Source organism: Rossellomorea aquimaris, from assembly GCF_020171925.1.
Classification (GTDB): Bacteria; Bacillota; Bacilli; order Bacillales; family Bacillaceae_B; genus Rossellomorea; species Rossellomorea aquimaris_F.
The window spans coordinates 205,610-222,417 of record NZ_JAIVAR010000002.1 but is presented as its reverse complement, the minus strand read 5'-3'; the positions used below and the strand labels follow the sequence as shown (position 1 = coordinate 222,417).

Sequence of the window (16,808 nt, the reverse complement as noted above, 5' to 3'; positions counted from 1 at the left end):
CGCCCCATTTCGACAAAATTTTCAATCTTTTTTAAATGAACGGAAAGGACTGACCCAACAAGGGCAATACCCTTCCATGGCGCCAGTCCTCTCCCACTGCTACATTCTTTTTCTACCACGTTTGGAGAGATTTACACTGTTTCCAGCCACTTTCCAAACATTCCCTCTATTTGCTTACGCTTGGTTAGAAGAACCGAATTCGCGCATCTTGCCGATGACAGTCGCTTTGATTGCTTCGCGTGCAGGACCCATGTATTTACGTGGATCGTATACTTCAGAATCCGCAGCAAGCACTTCGCGTACTTTCTTCGCAGAAGCGATTTGGTTTTCTGTGTTTACGTTGATTTTAGCCGTACCATAAGAGATCGCTTTTTGGATATCTTTAGTAGGGATACCAGTTCCGCCGTGAAGTACTAGAGGTACTCCTGTAGCTGCACCGATTTCTTCCATTTCCTTGAATCCAAGGTTTGGTTCACCTTTGTAAGGGCCGTGTACTGAACCTAATGCAGGAGCAAGAGTGTCGATGCCAGTACGTTCAACCAATTCTTGACATTCTTTAGGATCTGCATAGATGACACCATCTGCCACTACGTCATCTTCTTGTCCGCCCACTGTTCCAAGCTCAGCTTCAACAGAAACACCTTTAGAGTGAGCATACTCAACCACTTTGGAAGTGATTTCGATGTTCTCTTCGAAAGGACCGTGAGAAGCGTCGATCATGACAGATGTGAAGCCAGCGTCGATCGCTTCTTTACATTTGTCATAGCTTGAACCGTGGTCAAGGTGGATTGCGACTGGAACCGTGATGTTCAAGTCTTCCATAAGACCCTCTACCATTTTCACAACTGTTTTGAAGCCGCTCATGTAACGTGCAGCACCTTCAGAAACACCAAGGATGACTGGTGATTTCTCTTCTTCAGCCGCTTGAAGGATCGCTTGAGTGAACTCAAGGTTGTTCAGGTTGAACTGACCAACAGCATAGCTGTTTTCTTTTGCTTTGATAAGCATGTCTTTCATTGAAACTAAAGGCATATTAATTTCCTCCTTTTATTCAGTCAGTGTGCCATTTTTGGTAACCATAATGGAAGTTTCACACCTACATTGTTAACAATTTCACTTGTATCATACCAAATCAAAAATGATTTTACCAACTGAAGAGGCCGTTTGTAAAAAATACTACTATTTTCACTATTCTAACTATGAGATCAGGCCGGGATGTATTGCCTTACCGCTTTTCTGATATCATCAATGTCGAAAGGCTTCGCGAAATGAGTCAATGCACCCAGGTCCTTTGCTTCCTGGATCATATCGAGCTCCCCATACGCGGTCATGATGATGACGCGGATATCCCGATTCTTCTCTTTCATCCTCTTAAGGATCTCGATTCCATCCATGCCCGGGATCTTCATATCGAGCAGGACCAAATCAGGGGAATGCTGGTCGGCGATTTCCAGCGCCTGTACACCATTAGCAGCCTGGAAGGTTTGATAGCCTTCCTTTTGCAACACTTCATTTAATAGAATCCTAATGCCAAACTGATCATCTACTATAAGTATCTTCTCATTCATAGCCATAATCCCCTTTACGATAAAATAGTTGTCTATATGTATAAAGCACAGAAGCTGTTATGATTCGATTTCGTTCTTTATCAAGTCCAGTCAAAACAATCATACCTTTACTACTTCCACCAAGTTCCTCTGAAATCCTGCTTTTTCTCCATTATTTTACTTGGACCCTCATTCCCCTTTATAATAAGCGATACAGCAGGAATTGTCGAAAGCAATCGTTCGACAAGATGAAGGAGAGATCACATGATTAAAATGTTCACAACCCAGCTGCCGGGTTTATTTAAACGCATATCTGAAAAACAGGAATTTGAAATCGAAGATGCGGCAAGGCTGCTCGCACAGGCGGCTGTCGGCGAAGGGTCCATCTATATCAAGGCGTATGGGGAGATGGAAGCCGTCACGGCCGAAGCCTTGTATGGCGCAGAGCCATTACCTTCTATTAAAAAATATGAAGAGTCCACTGTGTTGACGGAAGCAGACCGCGTTCTTATCGTGACGCGGCTGTCCTCGGATCGGGAGGCGGTTGAGTTCGCTGAGGGGCTCGCCGACGAAGGGATCCCATTCGTTGGGATTTCCGGTGTCGTCCCTGACGGGGAAAGGGGCCTTGATGAACTTGCCGACCTTCACCTTGATACGAAGGTCATCAAGGGGCTGCTACCGGGAGAGGAAATCGGCGAACGCGTCTGCATGCCAACAAGCATCGCCGCACTCTACATCTACTTCGCCATCGGATTCGTCATCCGCGAGATGCTCGAAGAATACGAATAAAAACGAAGGTACGTCCCTCATCGCTTTAACGCGATGAGGGACGTACCTTCTTTAGGTTGCTTTGACTTTCTTGGCGTGGATGTAGGTGACGGCGAGTGCGAGGACGAGGACGCTCCCTTTGATGATTTCGAATGCATAGTAAGGAAGGTTCATCATCGTCAGGCCGTTGAGGAGGACGCCGATGAGCGCCGCCCCGAAAAAGGTACCGAGGATGTTCGGTTTCCCGGCACCAAGGACGGAGTAACCGACGAACACCGCGGCGACCGCTTCCATCAGGAGTGGTGCACCGGCGTCCATCTGCCCCGAGCCGACCCTTGCCGTGAACAAGATCCCGCCGATTGAGGCGAAGACGCCGGACAGGACGTACGCTGCAAGCTTTACGCGCTTGACGTCCACCCCTGATAACCGGGATGCTTCCATATTCCCTCCTGTCATGTAGAGGATCCGCCCCCAGCGGGTGAAATGCATGACCACGTACATCACCCCGACCAGGATCAGCATGATCCAGACCGGTACCGGCAAGCCTAATAGTTTTCCCTGCCCAATCCATAAGAACGTCTCGGAAAACGTCCCCGGCGCCGTTCCGCCGCTTGCCATCGGCATATTGTTATAGATGGAGTACCCTTCCGTATACGTCCGGTGGATACCCGAAATGATGTACATCGCCCCAAGCGTCGCCAATAGATCGGGGATGCCGAGCTTTACGATCAGCAGCGAATTGAATAAGCCGACCCCGGCCCCGACAAGAAGCGGGACGAGGAGCACGACCCATAGCGGCGCTTCATACCAGACCATCAGCGAGGCCGTGACGACCGTCGAAAGTGAAACCGTCGAACCGACGGACAGATCAAAGCCGTCGACAACGAGCGTGAACGTCACCCCGAGAGCCACCAGCGTGACAATCGAAATCGACCGGAGGATATCCGATAAGTTTCCGTACGTGAAGAAAAATGGATGATAAAGGCTGAAAAAAATAAGAATGATCGCCATCAAAGCGATGGCGCCGTATTTAAATAGTAAGTCTAACGTCTTCCCTTTCATTGACTGCCGTCCCTCCCGAAGCGTATAGCAATATCGTTTCTTGTGTTGCTTCCCCTGCATTCAGTTCCTTGACGATCCGTCCATCAAACATGATGAGGATCCGGTCTGAAATCGCGAGGATCTCTTGGATTTCACACGAAAAGTAAAGAATGCCCTTCCCTCTTTGAGCAAGCGATTGAATCAGGTTGAAAATGTCTTTTTTCGCCCCGACATCAACGCCCTTCGTCGGTTCATCAAACAAAAACACCGAAGCATCGTCCGTCAGCCATTTGCCGATCGAGACCTTTTGCTGATTCCCCCCGCTCAAATCATTCAGGAGCACATCTTCATGTGCGGTGCGGATGCCGAGGGATTCAATATGTTGGAGGGCAAGCTTCCTTTCCGCCCGGCGATTGATCCATAATGTTCTCGATAACGTTTTTAAAGTAGGAAAGCTGAGATTATGCTGGACCGATTCATGGATGAACAGGCCTTCTTTCCTTCTCTCTTCCGGAACGAGGGCAATGCCGTTCTTCACGGCATCACGCGGAGACCTCAAGTTGATCTCACTTCCCTTCATTAAAAAAGAACCTCTTTCAACCGGGGAAGCACCGAATAATGATTTGGCAAGCTCCGTCTTGCCTGCCCCGACAAGGCCTACGACGCCGACCACTTCGCCTTCTCGCAAAGAGAGGTCGATCCCGCCGAGCTTCCCTCCATCATCAAGACCCTTCACTTCAATAAGTTGCTCGCCAATCTCAGCCGGCTGCTTAACGAACTCCTGCCGGAATGATCCGCCAAGCATCGTGTCGACGACCTGTTCGGGTGACGTAGCCGTTGTTTCTAGGGTATCAACCGTCTCACCGTCCCTCATCACCGTAATCCGATCAGAGATCCCGAACACCTCCGGAAGCCGGTGGGAGATGAAGACGATCCCGACGCCTTCCTTTTTCAATTCCTCCATCACATCGAATAGCCTGTCGGTTTCCGCAAGACTGAGCGGCGCCGTCGGTTCATCGAGGATCAGCACTTTCGCATCTTGCAACAGCGCCCTTGCAATCAGGACCAGTTGCTTTTCGGCGAGACTGAGCGATGAAGCGGACGACCCCAGTGATAGATTCCCTGCCCCGATCCGCTGAAGCACCGTGCCCGCCTCTTTTTCCAAAGATCTTTTGTTCAGAAAAAAGGAGCCACCGGTCGATAAACGGTCGAGCAGGATGTTTTCCGCCACGGACAGCTGGTGCACAATCGCCGTGTCCACTTCCTGATAGACACAGTGGATCCCATGCAACTTCGCTTCTTTCGGAGTTTGATAGAGTTTCTTTTCAGCGTGAAGGCAAATATCCCCTTCATCCTGTGTATAGGCACCCGAGAGGATCTTCATGAGCGTGCTTTTTCCTGCGCCATTTGCGCCAAGCAATGCATGGACCTCTCCCTCTTTCAAGTGGAACTGCGCATCCTTCAGCACCTTCACACCCGCGAAGGATTTACGGATCCCACTCATCTCCAGCAATGTGGACATCGTCTTCACTCCCTTCCTCTTATTCAGTGAAGGAGGCTTCGAGCTCCTTCAATTCCTCGTTGTATCCTTGCTCGCTCGCACCCCAGCCATCAACGTGTTCATGAAGCTGATCGGTTGTGACCGCTTCTTCAGGTAGTTGATCCTGCTCGATGAAGACCGGCTCAAGCTTGACGGTTGCAGGGGTTTCCTCACCTGCGAGCTTCTGGTACAGGAAACGGACCTGGACGCGTCCGATATCTTTCGGATCGACCGCAGCCGACGCCACCCACGGACTTCCTTCCTTCTGGATGATCTGAAGGTCTTCATCACTCATATCGATCCCATACACCTTGATTTCATCTCTCCCCGCTGCCTCGATTGCCCGCACGGCACCTTTGGCGAATTCATCCCACGCAGCCCAGACCGCGTCGATATCGCCTTTATTCGGGTACTGCTTCAGGATCGCTTCCATCTGTGCCTGCGTATCGAGTGCCGTATTCTGGGTCGCAGCCCCGAAAGCCGCCACTTCTTTGATATCAGGATTCTGTTCAAGGAATTCTTTATAAGCCGCCTGACGCCTTTCCATCGGGGCAAACCCCGCTACCCAGATCTTGACGATTTCACCTTTCCCGCCTAACTCCTCCGAAAGCTTATTCAACGTCTGTTCCGCCATTTTGCGGTCCCCCTGCTCGAGGACCGTCACACCCTCGGACTCGACATCCGCATCAAACACGACGACAGGGATCCCCTGTTCCTTCGCTTTTTCCACACCGGACTGCAATGCTTCCTTCGTCCCATGGTCGATCAGGATGCCATCGAATTTCTGGTTGATGGCGGCATCAAGGTTCGATGACATCTTCGCCAGATCCCCTTCTGACGTGAAGACTTGCACCTTCCCGCCGAACGATTCGACCTGCTCCTTCACCCCTTCGATGTACTGAGCGGAAAACGTGCCTAAATTGATCTGCATGATCAAGGCAACCTTCTTCCCTGCAAGCGGATGATCCGATGAAGCCTTCCCCGCTTTTGCTTCCGCATTCGATTCCTCCGAAACCTTCGGCTGACACGCAGCCAATAAACCAAATACAAGTGTGATGATGATTAGAAATACCGTTGTTTTTTTCATTGCTTACTCTCCCTTTTTTTAAAAATTTGTTCGTCCATCGGGGTGTCTATGATTCGATTTGAACGCCGTGAACGTAGCAGGAACAGCCAGTTTTTTGCAAAATAAAAAACCTCTCTTCCTAAGGGAAAAGAGGTTTATGTATAAATAAACGTACTCTTATCACTCAGGAAATCCATCCTGCAGGTCTTAGCACCTTTCCGTTTAAGAAACGGTAGGTTGCCGGGCATCATCGGGCCAGTCCCTCTGCCAACTCTTTATAAGAGAAATATGAAATTGGTAAAAACTTCGCATGCGTATAATCGATATCTTACTTAGTTGATGGAAAATTGTCAATATTCTTTTTTAAAATTTTTGTTGGGGTACACAACTGGGGATCGGAGAGGTTGTTATGCTTTGAAGTTGGGTAATGTGCCGGATGTTTGGTTGTTTTTGATTGGGCGTGGTTTACTATTGCTCGATTGCGGCATTCTTTTGCTCGAAAATGGTTTGTTTGTGCTCGAATGTGATCACTTTCTGCGCGAAAATCCCCTCGTTTTGCTCGAACGTGACCATATTATGCTCGAACTGTCGAATTTCCAGCACGTTGATTGGGGTAGATACCCTCATGTGTATAACTCGAAGTGATGATTTCGAGCTGGCACGGGTATTCAGGACGCGGATCCCTCACGTAACGGGTATCCGGGTCTCGTTATGCGCGAAATCTAGCATATATGCGCGATTTTCTCGATATATGCGCGGAATCCGGATTTTATGCGCGGAAATTCAGATTTATGCGCGAACTGTCGATTACACGACAATATTCGACACGACCGAACACAAATATACCTAGATTGGTATTACTGCAGCGCGACACAACACAACACATCCCACCCAGACCATCACCAATCCACACAAAAAAACCGCCCCCCAAAACCAGGAGAGCGGCCCAAAACATATAATTTATTTCCCACCAAACGCAAGACTTGCTTCAACAAAGTCCCTGAACAATGGCTGTGGACGTGTCGGGCGAGATGTGAATTCCGGGTGGAATTGGGATGCCACGAACCATGGGTGATCTTCCAGTTCGATGATCTCGACAAGGCGTCCGTCAGGGCTTGTACCAGAGAAGATGAAGCCTGCGTCTTCCATTTGCTCACGATAGTGATTGTTGAATTCGAAGCGGTGGCGGTGACGCTCGTACACCACTTCCCCATCGTAGGCTGTATAGGCTTTTGTGCCTTTTGTCAGCTTACATGGATATAAACCGAGGCGAAGCGTTCCACCAAGATCTTCGATGTCCTTCTGTTCTGGAAGAAGGTCGATGATTGGATATGGCGTTTCCGGATTCAGCTCAGCAGAGTGTGCTCCTTCTAGACCAAGCACGTTGCGTGCATATTCGACAGAAGCGAGCTGCATGCCGAGGCAGATGCCAAGGAAAGGCACTTTGTTTTCACGTGCATATTGCGTCGCGACGATCTTTCCTTCAACACCGCGGTCCCCGAATCCACCAGGAACAAGGATCCCGTCGACGTCGCCAAGTTTTTCGGCTACGTTTTCTGCGTCAACAAGCTCAGAGTTCAGCCATTTCACTTCAACGTCGCTGTCGAAATTGTATCCGGCATGACGAAGGGCTTCCACGACTGAAATGTACGCATCCTGAAGCTCGACATATTTTCCGACTAGGGCGATCTTTGTCTTGCGTGATAGATTCGTCACGCGCGCCACAAGTTCATTCCACTCTGTCATATCCGGCTCACGGCACTCAAGGTGAAGGTGCTTGCACGTCAATTCATCAAGCTTCTGCTCTTGAAGGGCAAGTGGCACAGAGTAAAGCGTGTCTGCATCCATCGCTTCGATGACGGCATTTTTATCAATGTCGCAGAACAGCGCGATTTTATCCTTCATATCCTGTGTCATTGGCATTTCTGTGCGAACGACGATGACATTTGGCTGGATCCCAAGGCTGCGCAGTTCCTTAACACTGTGCTGGGTCGGCTTCGTTTTCATTTCGCCCGCTGCCTTGATGTAAGGAACGAGTGTACAGTGGATGTACATTACGTTTTCACGGCCAACGTCACTCTTGATCTGACGGATCGCTTCAAGGAATGGAAGGGACTCGATATCCCCGACCGTTCCACCGATTTCCGTGATGACGACATCCGAGTTCGTCTCGCGGCCGGCACGGTATACGCGTTCCTTGATTTCATTCGTGATGTGCGGGATGACTTGGACCGTTCCGCCCAGATAGTCGCCGCGGCGCTCTTTTTTCAGAACCGTGGAATAGATTTTACCAGTTGTCACAGAGCTGTATTTTGTCAGATTGATGTCGACGAAACGCTCATAGTGACCCAAGTCAAGATCCGTCTCTGCGCCATCATCGGTTACGAATACTTCACCGTGCTGGTACGGGCTCATCGTACCCGGGTCCACGTTGATGTATGGATCGAATTTCTGGATGGTCACCGAGATTCCGCGGTTTTTTAATAGTCTACCAAGGGATGCTGCTGTGATCCCTTTTCCAAGTGACGACACAACGCCGCCTGTTACGAAAATATACTTAGTCATGTATATATCCCCCTTTTGATTGATGTGATTTGATTCAAAAAAAGTAGAGGGTGTCTCCTATGTATCCTTGTCATGAAATTATCTTGTCCAAGATGGAGTCGTCCATCCCTCTAAAATAATTTCATGGGCAAAAACAGCTAAAAGACAGCCTCTTATTTAAATAGTTGTCAATTGTAAGGGGAAGAGAACAAAGGTTCAGCCTGCATCCATTCTGCAAGCCATCCTGTAAAAAATAAAAAACGCCCCTCTTGCCGAATGGCAAGGGGAGCGTTTGAATACTCTATCCGTCCTTTTTTAAGGAGCCCAAATAAAATACTACCTTCCTGACTGATAGAAGTCAAGCATAGAATGAGGTCGGGATAATCTTCCTAATTCACTGAATAATTAAAGATTTTCGTCCTCTTCTTCATCCGTCTCTTCTTCGTCATCTTCATCGTCTAGCTCATCGAACTCATCGTCGATTTCCAAGTCCTCATCGTCTTCATCGACATCAATATCGTCGATGTCGTCTGACTCATCCACATCGTCGTCATCGTCATCCGTGAGGTCATCATCGTCGTCCGAATCATCAAGATCATCATAGTCAAGATCGTCATCGAGATCCTCATCATCAAGATCTTCGAAATCATCCAGGTCAAGATCTTCGTCCGCTTTCTTCTTGGACTTTTTCTTTTTGGTAGATTTCATCGTCGGTACCGTCTCTTCTTCGATCTGATCAACCGGATACCATTCGCGAAGTCCCCAGCGGTTTTCGCCAAGCGCGATGAAACGTCCATCGATGTTCAGGTCTGTATAAAATTGAACCATGCGGCTTTTGACCTCTGATTCAGAGATTTCAAGTAAACTTGTAATTTCCTTGAGCACTTCCTGGAATGTTATGGCTTGCTTCTTCTCCACCATGATTTCGTGTGCCAATTCAATAAAAGATGTTTGACGCAATTCTTCCTTCGATAACTGTTTAAGACTCACTTTACGCACTTCCTTTCTCTATTTCACACTCTCCCTTAGAGAGCCGCTAAAGCACCAATCCGTCGCCCGGTTTCTCTAACCTGACAGAATGCTAAAAACATGACAACATGCTGCAGCTTGAAGTGGATTGTTCCCAACCCCACCGCAAAAATGGCATAATCCTGCCATTATCATTTTAAAACATACTATTCATTATAAACAATATGAGAGACTTTATGCCATATATATATCGCTTTTCTCTCATTTTTTTATTCTTGTGAATTCAGGATGCCGCTATCTTCAGGGTCTTCTCGATCACCATACCGGATCGCCTTATATGCTTCATAGAAGAAATAGAATGAGAGCAGGAAGAAAGGCACGGCCCCCAATTGAAAGTGATATAAAACAATCGAACCATAAAGGCCCGCCCCGATCAGTGCAACTCGCAAAAGTGTCCTCACAACGTCACATCCAGTACTTATCTCTAATCTAGCCAAATCATCCACTACCATTATATAGCATAATCACACCAGCTACTATTACATAGGGGTAAAGAATTGTAACTTTTCTGTCTTTTCATGATAGACCAGTTTGAAGGTTTTTAAACTCCACGTCCCGATACGTTCATGACTTCAGCACAATAAAGGACTGTCCTTTATCACTTTAAAGCGCAGCGGGACGTACCTTCCACTTCACTCCAAAAAGACTGCCGTCTTGTACGACAGCAGTCTTCTTTTTAATACGTTACATATTCCTGCGGTATTGTCCCCCGACTTCGTAGAGGGCACGGGTGATCTGCCCGAGGCTTGCGACTTTGACCGTTTCCATGAGTTCTTCGAAGATGTTGCCTCCGTCGACTGCGGCTTTCTTCAGGCGCAGGAGTGCTTCTTCGATTTTATCTTCATGGCGGCCTTGGAAGTCACGCAGGTTCTTGATCTGCGTTTCCTTCTCTTCCTTCGTTGCACGGGCCAGTTCCATGCTATCCACCTCATCCTCAGACGGAGGGTTCGGGTTCAAGTACGTATTCACCCCGACGATCGGAAGCTCACCGTTATGCTTCTTCATTTCATAATACATCGACTCTTCCTGGATCTTGCCGCGCTGATACTGCGTTTCCATCGAACCGAGTACGCCTCCGCGGTCATTCAAGCGGTCGAATTCAGCGAGTACCATTTCTTCCACAAGATCCGTCAGCTCTTCAGCAATGAACGATCCTTGAAGTGGATTTTCATTCTTCGACAGGCCGTGTTCCTTCGTGATGATCATTTGGATCGCCATCGCGCGGCGCACCGATTCTTCCGTCGGCGTCGTGATCGCTTCGTCATATGCATTCGTGTGAAGCGAGTTACAGTTATCCTGCAACGCCATCAACGCTTGTAGCGTCGTACGGATATCGTTGAAATCGATTTCCTGCGCATGAAGCGAACGCCCGGATGTCTGGATGTGGTACTTCAGCTTCTGACTGCGCTCATCCGCTCCGTACTTGTCACGCATGACCGTCGACCAGATGCGGCGTGCCACGCGGCCGATCACCGTGTACTCAGGATCAAGCCCGTTCGAGAAGAAGAACGACAGATTAGGCGCAAATTTATTGATATCCATTCCGCGGCTCAAATAGTACTCAACATACGTGAAGCCGTTTGCGAGCGTGAACGCCAGCTGCGAAATCGGATTCGCACCCGCTTCCGCGATGTGGTAGCCGGAAATCGAGACAGAATAGTAGTTTCTCACTTTGTGGTCGATGAAGTACTGCTGGATGTCACCCATCATGCGAAGCGCGAACTCCGTCGAGAAGATGCACGTATTCTGGCCTTGATCTTCTTTTAAAATATCGGCCTGAACGGTTCCACGCACGACTTGAAGCGTCTGTTCCTTCACTTCCACGTACTCTTCGACCGTCAGCACGCGTCCAAGCTCTTCTTCCTTCGCACGGATCTGCTGATCGATCGCCGTGTTCATGTACATCGCCAGGATGATCGGTGCCGGTCCGTTGATCGTCATCGATACCGACGTCGATGGTGCACAAAGATCGAAGCCTGCATACAGCTTCTTCATATCATCGAGCGTACAGATGCTCACGCCGCTCTCGCCGACTTTCCCGTAGATGTCAGGGCGGTGATCCGGATCTTCACCGTATAATGTAACCGAGTCGAACGCCGTGCTCAGACGTTTCGCATCATCATCCTTCGACAAGTAATGGAAGCGGCGATTTGTCCGCTCAGGCGTCCCTTCACCCGCGAACTGGCGCTTCGGATCTTCTCCTTTTCGTTTAAAAGGAAACACGCCGGCTGTATATGGGAATGAACCAGGTACGTTTTCCTTGTACACCCATCTTAAAATTTCGCCATAATCCTTGTATTTCGGAAGGGCCACTTTCGGAATGTCCAGACCGGACAGGCTCTTCGTCTTCAGTTCGGTCACGATTTCCTTATCACGGATCTTCGTGACGAAGCGGTCCTTGCTGTACGTATCCTTCAGGTTTTCCCATTTTTCCAAGATTCCTTTGGATTCCGCCGTCAGCTTGTTTTCCACTTCATCCTTCAACGTGTTCAGTGACGTAAGGACCTCATCATTCTGCTCTTTCTCACGCAGGGCTTCGATCGCACCTTCGATTTGGAACAAACGGCGTGCAAGATTCACTTGCTCTTCCGCTTTTTTATGATAGTTGCGGACGGTATCCGCAATTTCCCTTAAATAATAACGGCGGTTGTTCGGAATGATGACGTTCTGCTTCTCAACATCAACGTTCTTAGAAAAACCTGTCTTCCAATCAAGCTTCATCTTCTCATTCACAACGTCCACAATCGCTGCAAAAAGCGCATTCGTACCCGGGTCATTGAACTGACTTGCAATCGTCCCGTACACCGGCATCTCATCAAGATCTTTGTCAAACAGCATGTGGCTGCGCTGATATTGCTTCTGAACCTGACGGCGCGCATCCTCTGAGCCTTTGCGCTCGAATTTGTTGATGACGATGAGGTCGGCAAAATCGATCATATCGATTTTTTCAAGCTGTGAAGGCGCACCGAATTCGCTCGTCATCACATACATCGACATGTCACAGATTTCAGCGATTTCCGCATCGCCCTGCCCGATCCCACTCGTCTCGACGACAACAAGATCGTAGCCGGCCGCTTTCACGACATTGATCGCATCCTTGATTGCGAGTGACAGCTCGGTCTTTGATCCACGCGTAGCCAGGCTTCGCATGTAAACGCGTGGATTGAAGATCGCGTTCATTCGGATCCGGTCGCCAAGAAGGGCACCGCCTGTCTTTTGCTTCGTCGGATCGATTGATAGAACCGCAATCTTCTTCTCAGGAAGTTCGTTGATGAAGCGACGGATCAGTTCGTCCGTCAGGGAGCTTTTCCCTGCTCCACCAGTTCCCGTGATCCCGAGTACCGGAACCTTTTTGGCAAGCGTCTTGATCTCTGAAAAAACCGTCTGGGCCGTTGCCGCCACTTCTTCATTCGCCCCAACCTGATATTCTGCCAATGAAATCAGCTTGGAAATCGCATTCACGTCTCCAGCCGAAAGCTTTTCAACCTCGGAGTTGACACTTCCTTCAATCGTCGGGAAGTCACACTCCTCGATCATCTGGTTGATCATCCCCTGCAAACCGTGCTTCCTTCCATCTTCAGGTGAAAAGATGCGGGCGATCCCGTATTCATGGAGCTCCTTGATTTCACGCGGGATGATGACCCCGCCGCCGCCACCGTAAATGCGGATATGGGAAGCTCCTCTTTCTTTTAATAAATCATACATGTATTTAAAATATTCAACGTGTCCGCCTTGATAGGAGGAAATCGCAATCCCCTGTACGTCCTCCTGGATCGCAGCATTCACCACTTCTTCCACGGAGCGGTTATGGCCAAGGTGAATAACCTCCGACCCGCTCGCCTGGATGATCCGTCTCATTATGTTGATCGACGCATCATGTCCGTCAAATAGGCTCGATGCCGTCACAAAGCGGACATGGTGCTTCGGTTTATATACTTCAACCGTGCTCATATTACTCCCCCTGTTCTCCTTTGTTTTTCAAAGCCTGTGATCCCTGTAAAAAGAAGGTCGACCTGAAGCTCGATGTACTCCTCTAGTGAATACCGTTTCTGTAATGCCCAGCGGCGGAATCCCCACATCTGCCCCTGGACGAATACATTTTGCGCAAGCATATGGATCCTCTCGTCATCTAGCTCGAGTTCCCCCGTTTCGACGCAGCGGACGATCAACTTCTCCACCATCGCGACCATCTCAAGCTCTTTCCGGAGCACATACGGCAGCGCATCCTTCGATAACGACTTCGCTTCCTGATACATGACGAGAACCTCATCCTGCATCCGGTCCATCACCTGAAAGTAATGGGCGATGCCGATCCTCAAGCCCTCGATCGTCCCTTCATCGGTATCGAGCTCCTCTAGCTCCAGTCGTACCTGTTCATAAATACTGTCACAGACAAGATACAACACATCTTCCTTCGTTCGTATATACTCATAAAGCGTTCCGATGCTGAATCCGGCGGCCTTGGCAATCTCCCTCGTCGTGGTGCGGTGAAACCCTTTCTGTTTAAAAAGAGAGACGGCTCCCCGGATCATCTGATCGCGCCGCTTTTCCACTAACCGTTCATCTTTGACGGAAGCATGCACTTCCCGTTTATTATCCATTTCTACCGACCGCCTTTATTTCATTCTCCCATTGTCCCTTATGCTCATCGCCTTCTCCGTCCCCCAACGGATCGGGCGTTATTTATGTGTGTACATACCCCTTTATTGCTTCTTGTAGATTGGAACAGTTCGTGCCGAAAAAACTTACTTCGTCACCATCCGTGATATGACCAGACGCTGGATTTCCTGCGTCCCCTCATAAATTTGGGTGATCTTCGCATCACGCATATAGCGCTCCACCGGATAATCCTTCGTATAACCGTAGCCTCCGAAGATTTGAACCGCTTCCGTCGTCACCTTCATCGCCGTGTCGCCTGCCATCAGCTTCGACATCGCCGATTCTTTTCCGTACGGAAGACCTTCCGACTCAAGCCAAGCCGCTTGATAGGTTAATAGACGGGAAGCTTCGATGGATGTCGCCATGTCAGCGATTTTAAACGAAATCCCCTGATTCGCTGCGATCGGCTTACCGAACTGCTCGCGCTCTTTCGCATAGTCGATTGACGCATCCAGTGCCCCTTGAGCGATCCCGACTGCCTGAGCGGCAATTCCGTTACGGCCGCCATCAAGCGTCATCATCGCAATCTTGAAGCCTTCCCCTTCTTTTCCAAGAAGGTTCTCTTTCGGTACTTTACATTCTTCAAACACGATTTCCGTCGTTGGAGACGAACGGATCCCGAGCTTTTTCTCTTTTTTCCCAACAGAGAATCCTTCAAAGTCCTTCTCGACGATGAACGCACTTGTTCCGCGCTGACGGGAAGCAGGATCCGTCAAAGCAAAGACGATGTACGTATCCGCGATTCCGCCGTTCGTGATGAAGATCTTCGAGCCATTCAGAACGTAGTGGTCGCCTTCGAGGCGCGCCGTCGTTTTCATGCCACCCGCATCGGAACCGGAACCTGGCTCCGTCAAGCCGTACGCCCCGATCTTCTCACCCTGTGCCATCGGACGAAGATACTTCTGCTTTTGCTCTTCCGTACCGAATTTATAAACCGGCCAGCCAGCAAGTGACGTGTGCGCGGACAAGGTTACGCCTGTAGATGCACAAACCCTTGAAAGCTCCTCGACAGCGATACAGTAAGCCAGATAGTCGCTTCCGATCCCGCCATACTCTTCCGGCCAAGGAATACCCGTCAAGCCAAGCTCCGCCATCTTCTTAAAAATATCCATATCGAAGCGTTCTTCCTCATCGCGCTCTGCAGCAGTCGGTGCCACCTCATTGCGTGCAAAATCGCGTACCATCTTGCGAATCATTTCATGCTCTTCAGACAACGTAAATTTCATGATTTTTTCTCCCATCTTTGTTGGAATGTGTTTTTAAAAGCTATTTTAAAAATGGCGTTTTCTATCAGCCACTAGTTTAATCACCGCTGTTGATCTCCGTGGAAGACTTCGCTTTCCGCGGGTGACCCGTGAGCCTCCGGGGTCTCACCAAACCACTTCTCCCGCAGGGGTCTTCGTCTTCCACTCCAATCAACGCTCGAAACAGCCAATTCTTAACTTCGAGCTTCATCAATGTATTTTCAGAACACCTTTTAAACCAATAAATTCTTCCCGATGACCATCCTCTGAATCTCGCTTGTGCCTTCGTATATCTCGGTCACTTTCGCATCGCGGAATAGTCTTTCTACCGGATATTCCTTCGTGTAGCCGTAGCCTCCGTAGACCTGGATGGCTTCGGTTGTGACGTCGACGGCTGTTTTGGAGGCGAAAAGTTTGGCCATGGAGGCTTCTTTTCCGCAGGAAATACCTTGTGAGCGCAGGTCCGCCGCTCTGTAAACCAAGAGCTTCGCGCCTTCAATGGCAGTCGCCATGTCCGCTAGCTTGAAACCGATCCCTTGCTGCGCGGATATTGGTTTGCCAAACTGAACGCGTTCTTTCGCATAGGCCGTGGCATGTTCGAATGCCCCTTCCGCGATGCCGAGTGCCTGTGCGGCAATCCCGATTCGGCCGACATCGAGGTTCGCCATCGCGATCTTGAAGCCTTCCCCTTCTTTACCAAGGAGATTTTCCGCCGGCACTTTCATATCTTCAAACGTGAGCTGGACCGTCCTGGAACCGTGAAGACCCATTTTGTGCTCATCTTTTCCGATGATCAGTCCCGGTGTCCCTTTTTCCACGATGAACGCCGATACCCCGCGGCTTCCCTTCGTTGGATCGGTAACAGCGAACACGATATAGGTATCCGCTTCGCCCCCGTTTGTAATGAAGACCTTCGAACCGTTAATCACATAATGATCGCCGCGCTTCTCCGCCTTCGACTTCAAGCTCTTCGCGTCAGATCCCGCACTTGGCTCCGTCAGGCAGAATGCGCCCAGATACTTCCCTGAAGCAAGCTTCGGGATGTATTTCTGCTTCTGTTCCTCATTCCCAAAATACAGGATCGGATTCGTCCCGACCGACGTATGCACCGATAGGATGACCCCGATCGTCGCGCTGACCTTCGAAAGCTCATTGATTGCGATGATATACGAAGTGAAGTCCATTTCGGAGCCGCCGTATTTTTCTGGAATCGTGATCCCCATCAGGCCAAGCACTGCCATTTTATCTAAGATCTCACGAGGAAAATGGCCCTCTTCCATTTTCTCGACATAAGGCTCTATCTCTCCTTGTGCAAAATCACGCATCATCTTGCGCATCATCTTCTGTTCTTCCGTGAATCGTAATTCCAT

14 protein-coding genes and 1 riboswitch are annotated in these 16,808 nt (G+C 49.4%); of the genes, 1 reads left to right on the top strand and 13 read right to left on the bottom strand.

The window, feature by feature from the left end; genetic code table 11:
* Positions 1-174 precede the first annotated feature (174 nt).
* Together fdaB and LCM10_RS08810 are read right to left on the bottom strand one after the other, a co-directional pair.
* The gene (fdaB, locus tag LCM10_RS08815) at positions 175-1,032 is read right to left on the bottom strand and encodes a class IIb fructose-bisphosphate aldolase FdaB (protein WP_224875869.1); all 858 of its coding nucleotides are present in this window, start codon (positions 1,030-1,032) and stop codon (positions 175-177) included.
* Positions 1,033-1,205: 173 nt separating this feature from the next.
* Positions 1,206-1,568, bottom strand: a complete 363-nt coding sequence (locus tag LCM10_RS08810; protein WP_224875868.1) for a response regulator — start codon at positions 1,566-1,568, stop codon at positions 1,206-1,208.
* 243 nt (positions 1,569-1,811) lie between these two features.
* On the opposite strand from LCM10_RS08810, the gene LCM10_RS08805 reads away from it, so the two are divergent.
* Positions 1,812-2,336 carry a DUF2529 domain-containing protein gene (locus LCM10_RS08805; RefSeq protein WP_224875867.1) on the top strand — a complete coding sequence of 175 codons (525 nt, stop codon included), beginning with the start codon at positions 1,812-1,814 and terminating at the stop codon, positions 2,334-2,336.
* A 51-nt stretch (positions 2,337-2,387) separates the two neighbouring features.
* On the opposite strand, the gene LCM10_RS08800 is transcribed toward LCM10_RS08805, so the two are convergent.
* The 11 genes from LCM10_RS08800 to LCM10_RS08750 form a co-directional block, all read right to left on the bottom strand.
* On the bottom strand, positions 2,388-3,377 hold the full coding sequence (locus LCM10_RS08800; RefSeq protein ID WP_224875866.1) for an ABC transporter permease: 990 nt from the start codon (positions 3,375-3,377) through the stop codon (positions 2,388-2,390).
* Entirely contained in the window at positions 3,346-4,878 is a 1,533-nt protein-coding gene (locus LCM10_RS08795) for a sugar ABC transporter ATP-binding protein (protein ID WP_224875865.1), read from the bottom strand. Before LCM10_RS08795 ends, LCM10_RS08800 begins: the two co-directional genes overlap by 32 nt.
* 19 nt (positions 4,879-4,897) lie before the next feature.
* Complete coding sequence (locus LCM10_RS08790; protein WP_224875864.1) at positions 4,898-5,983, bottom strand: sugar ABC transporter substrate-binding protein; 1,086 nt, start codon at positions 5,981-5,983, stop codon at positions 4,898-4,900.
* A gap of 153 nt (positions 5,984-6,136) precedes the next feature.
* Positions 6,137-6,246, bottom strand: a riboswitch (SAM riboswitch).
* A 184-nt stretch (positions 6,247-6,430) separates the two neighbouring features.
* Positions 6,431-6,589 (bottom strand): hypothetical protein, encoded by a 159-nt coding sequence (locus tag LCM10_RS08785; RefSeq protein ID WP_224875863.1) that lies wholly within the window; start codon positions 6,587-6,589, stop codon positions 6,431-6,433.
* A 333-nt stretch (positions 6,590-6,922) separates the two neighbouring features.
* Positions 6,923-8,527, bottom strand: a complete 1,605-nt coding sequence (locus LCM10_RS08780; protein WP_224875862.1) for a CTP synthase — start codon at positions 8,525-8,527, stop codon at positions 6,923-6,925.
* Between the two features lie 384 nt (positions 8,528-8,911).
* On the bottom strand, positions 8,912-9,496 hold the full coding sequence (rpoE, locus tag LCM10_RS08775; protein ID WP_224875861.1) for a DNA-directed RNA polymerase subunit delta: 585 nt from the start codon (positions 9,494-9,496) through the stop codon (positions 8,912-8,914).
* Between the two features lie 248 nt (positions 9,497-9,744).
* Positions 9,745-9,936, bottom strand: coding sequence for a hypothetical protein (locus LCM10_RS08770; RefSeq protein ID WP_224875860.1), 192 nt, complete (start codon positions 9,934-9,936; stop codon positions 9,745-9,747).
* A gap of 283 nt (positions 9,937-10,219) precedes the next feature.
* On the bottom strand, positions 10,220-13,486 hold the full coding sequence (icmF, locus tag LCM10_RS08765; RefSeq protein WP_224875859.1) for a fused isobutyryl-CoA mutase/GTPase IcmF: 3,267 nt from the start codon (positions 13,484-13,486) through the stop codon (positions 10,220-10,222).
* A complete protein-coding gene (locus tag LCM10_RS08760) occupies positions 13,483-14,136 on the bottom strand; it encodes a TetR/AcrR family transcriptional regulator (RefSeq protein WP_224875858.1) in 654 nt (217 codons plus the stop codon). The genes icmF and LCM10_RS08760 overlap by 4 nt, the downstream gene beginning before the upstream one ends.
* Positions 14,137-14,280: 144 nt before the next feature.
* Positions 14,281-15,420 (bottom strand): acyl-CoA dehydrogenase, encoded by a 1,140-nt coding sequence (locus tag LCM10_RS08755; protein WP_224875857.1) that lies wholly within the window; start codon positions 15,418-15,420, stop codon positions 14,281-14,283.
* 251 nt (positions 15,421-15,671) lie between these two features.
* Positions 15,672-16,808, bottom strand: a complete 1,137-nt coding sequence (locus LCM10_RS08750) for an acyl-CoA dehydrogenase (RefSeq protein ID WP_224875856.1) — start codon at positions 16,806-16,808, stop codon at positions 15,672-15,674.

What these genes read in the sequence shown, in the direction of transcription:
- LCM10_RS08760 (WP_224875858.1), bottom strand. Translation starts at nt 14,136, where the DNA reads ATGGATAATAAACGGGAAGTGCATGCTTCCGTCAAAGATGAACGGTTA.
- LCM10_RS08805 (WP_224875867.1), top strand. Translation starts at nt 1,812, where the DNA reads ATGATTAAAATGTTCACAACCCAGCTGCCGGGTTTATTTAAACGCATA.
- LCM10_RS08750 (WP_224875856.1), bottom strand. Translation starts at nt 16,808, where the DNA reads ATGGAATTACGATTCACGGAAGAACAGAAGATGATGCGCAAGATGATG.
- LCM10_RS08800 (WP_224875866.1), bottom strand. Translation starts at nt 3,377, where the DNA reads ATGAAAGGGAAGACGTTAGACTTACTATTTAAATACGGCGCCATCGCT.
- LCM10_RS08785 (WP_224875863.1), bottom strand. Translation starts at nt 6,589, where the DNA reads ATGAGGGTATCTACCCCAATCAACGTGCTGGAAATTCGACAGTTCGAG.
- LCM10_RS08790 (WP_224875864.1), bottom strand. Translation starts at nt 5,983, where the DNA reads ATGAAAAAAACAACGGTATTTCTAATCATCATCACACTTGTATTTGGT.
- fdaB (WP_224875869.1), bottom strand. Translation starts at nt 1,032, where the DNA reads ATGCCTTTAGTTTCAATGAAAGACATGCTTATCAAAGCAAAAGAAAAC.
- LCM10_RS08795 (WP_224875865.1), bottom strand. Translation starts at nt 4,878, where the DNA reads ATGTCCACATTGCTGGAGATGAGTGGGATCCGTAAATCCTTCGCGGGT.
- LCM10_RS08755 (WP_224875857.1), bottom strand. Translation starts at nt 15,420, where the DNA reads ATGAAATTTACGTTGTCTGAAGAGCATGAAATGATTCGCAAGATGGTA.
- LCM10_RS08810 (WP_224875868.1), bottom strand. Translation starts at nt 1,568, where the DNA reads ATGAATGAGAAGATACTTATAGTAGATGATCAGTTTGGCATTAGGATT.
- LCM10_RS08780 (WP_224875862.1), bottom strand. Translation starts at nt 8,527, where the DNA reads ATGACTAAGTATATTTTCGTAACAGGCGGCGTTGTGTCGTCACTTGGA.
- icmF (WP_224875859.1), bottom strand. Translation starts at nt 13,486, where the DNA reads ATGAGCACGGTTGAAGTATATAAACCGAAGCACCATGTCCGCTTTGTG.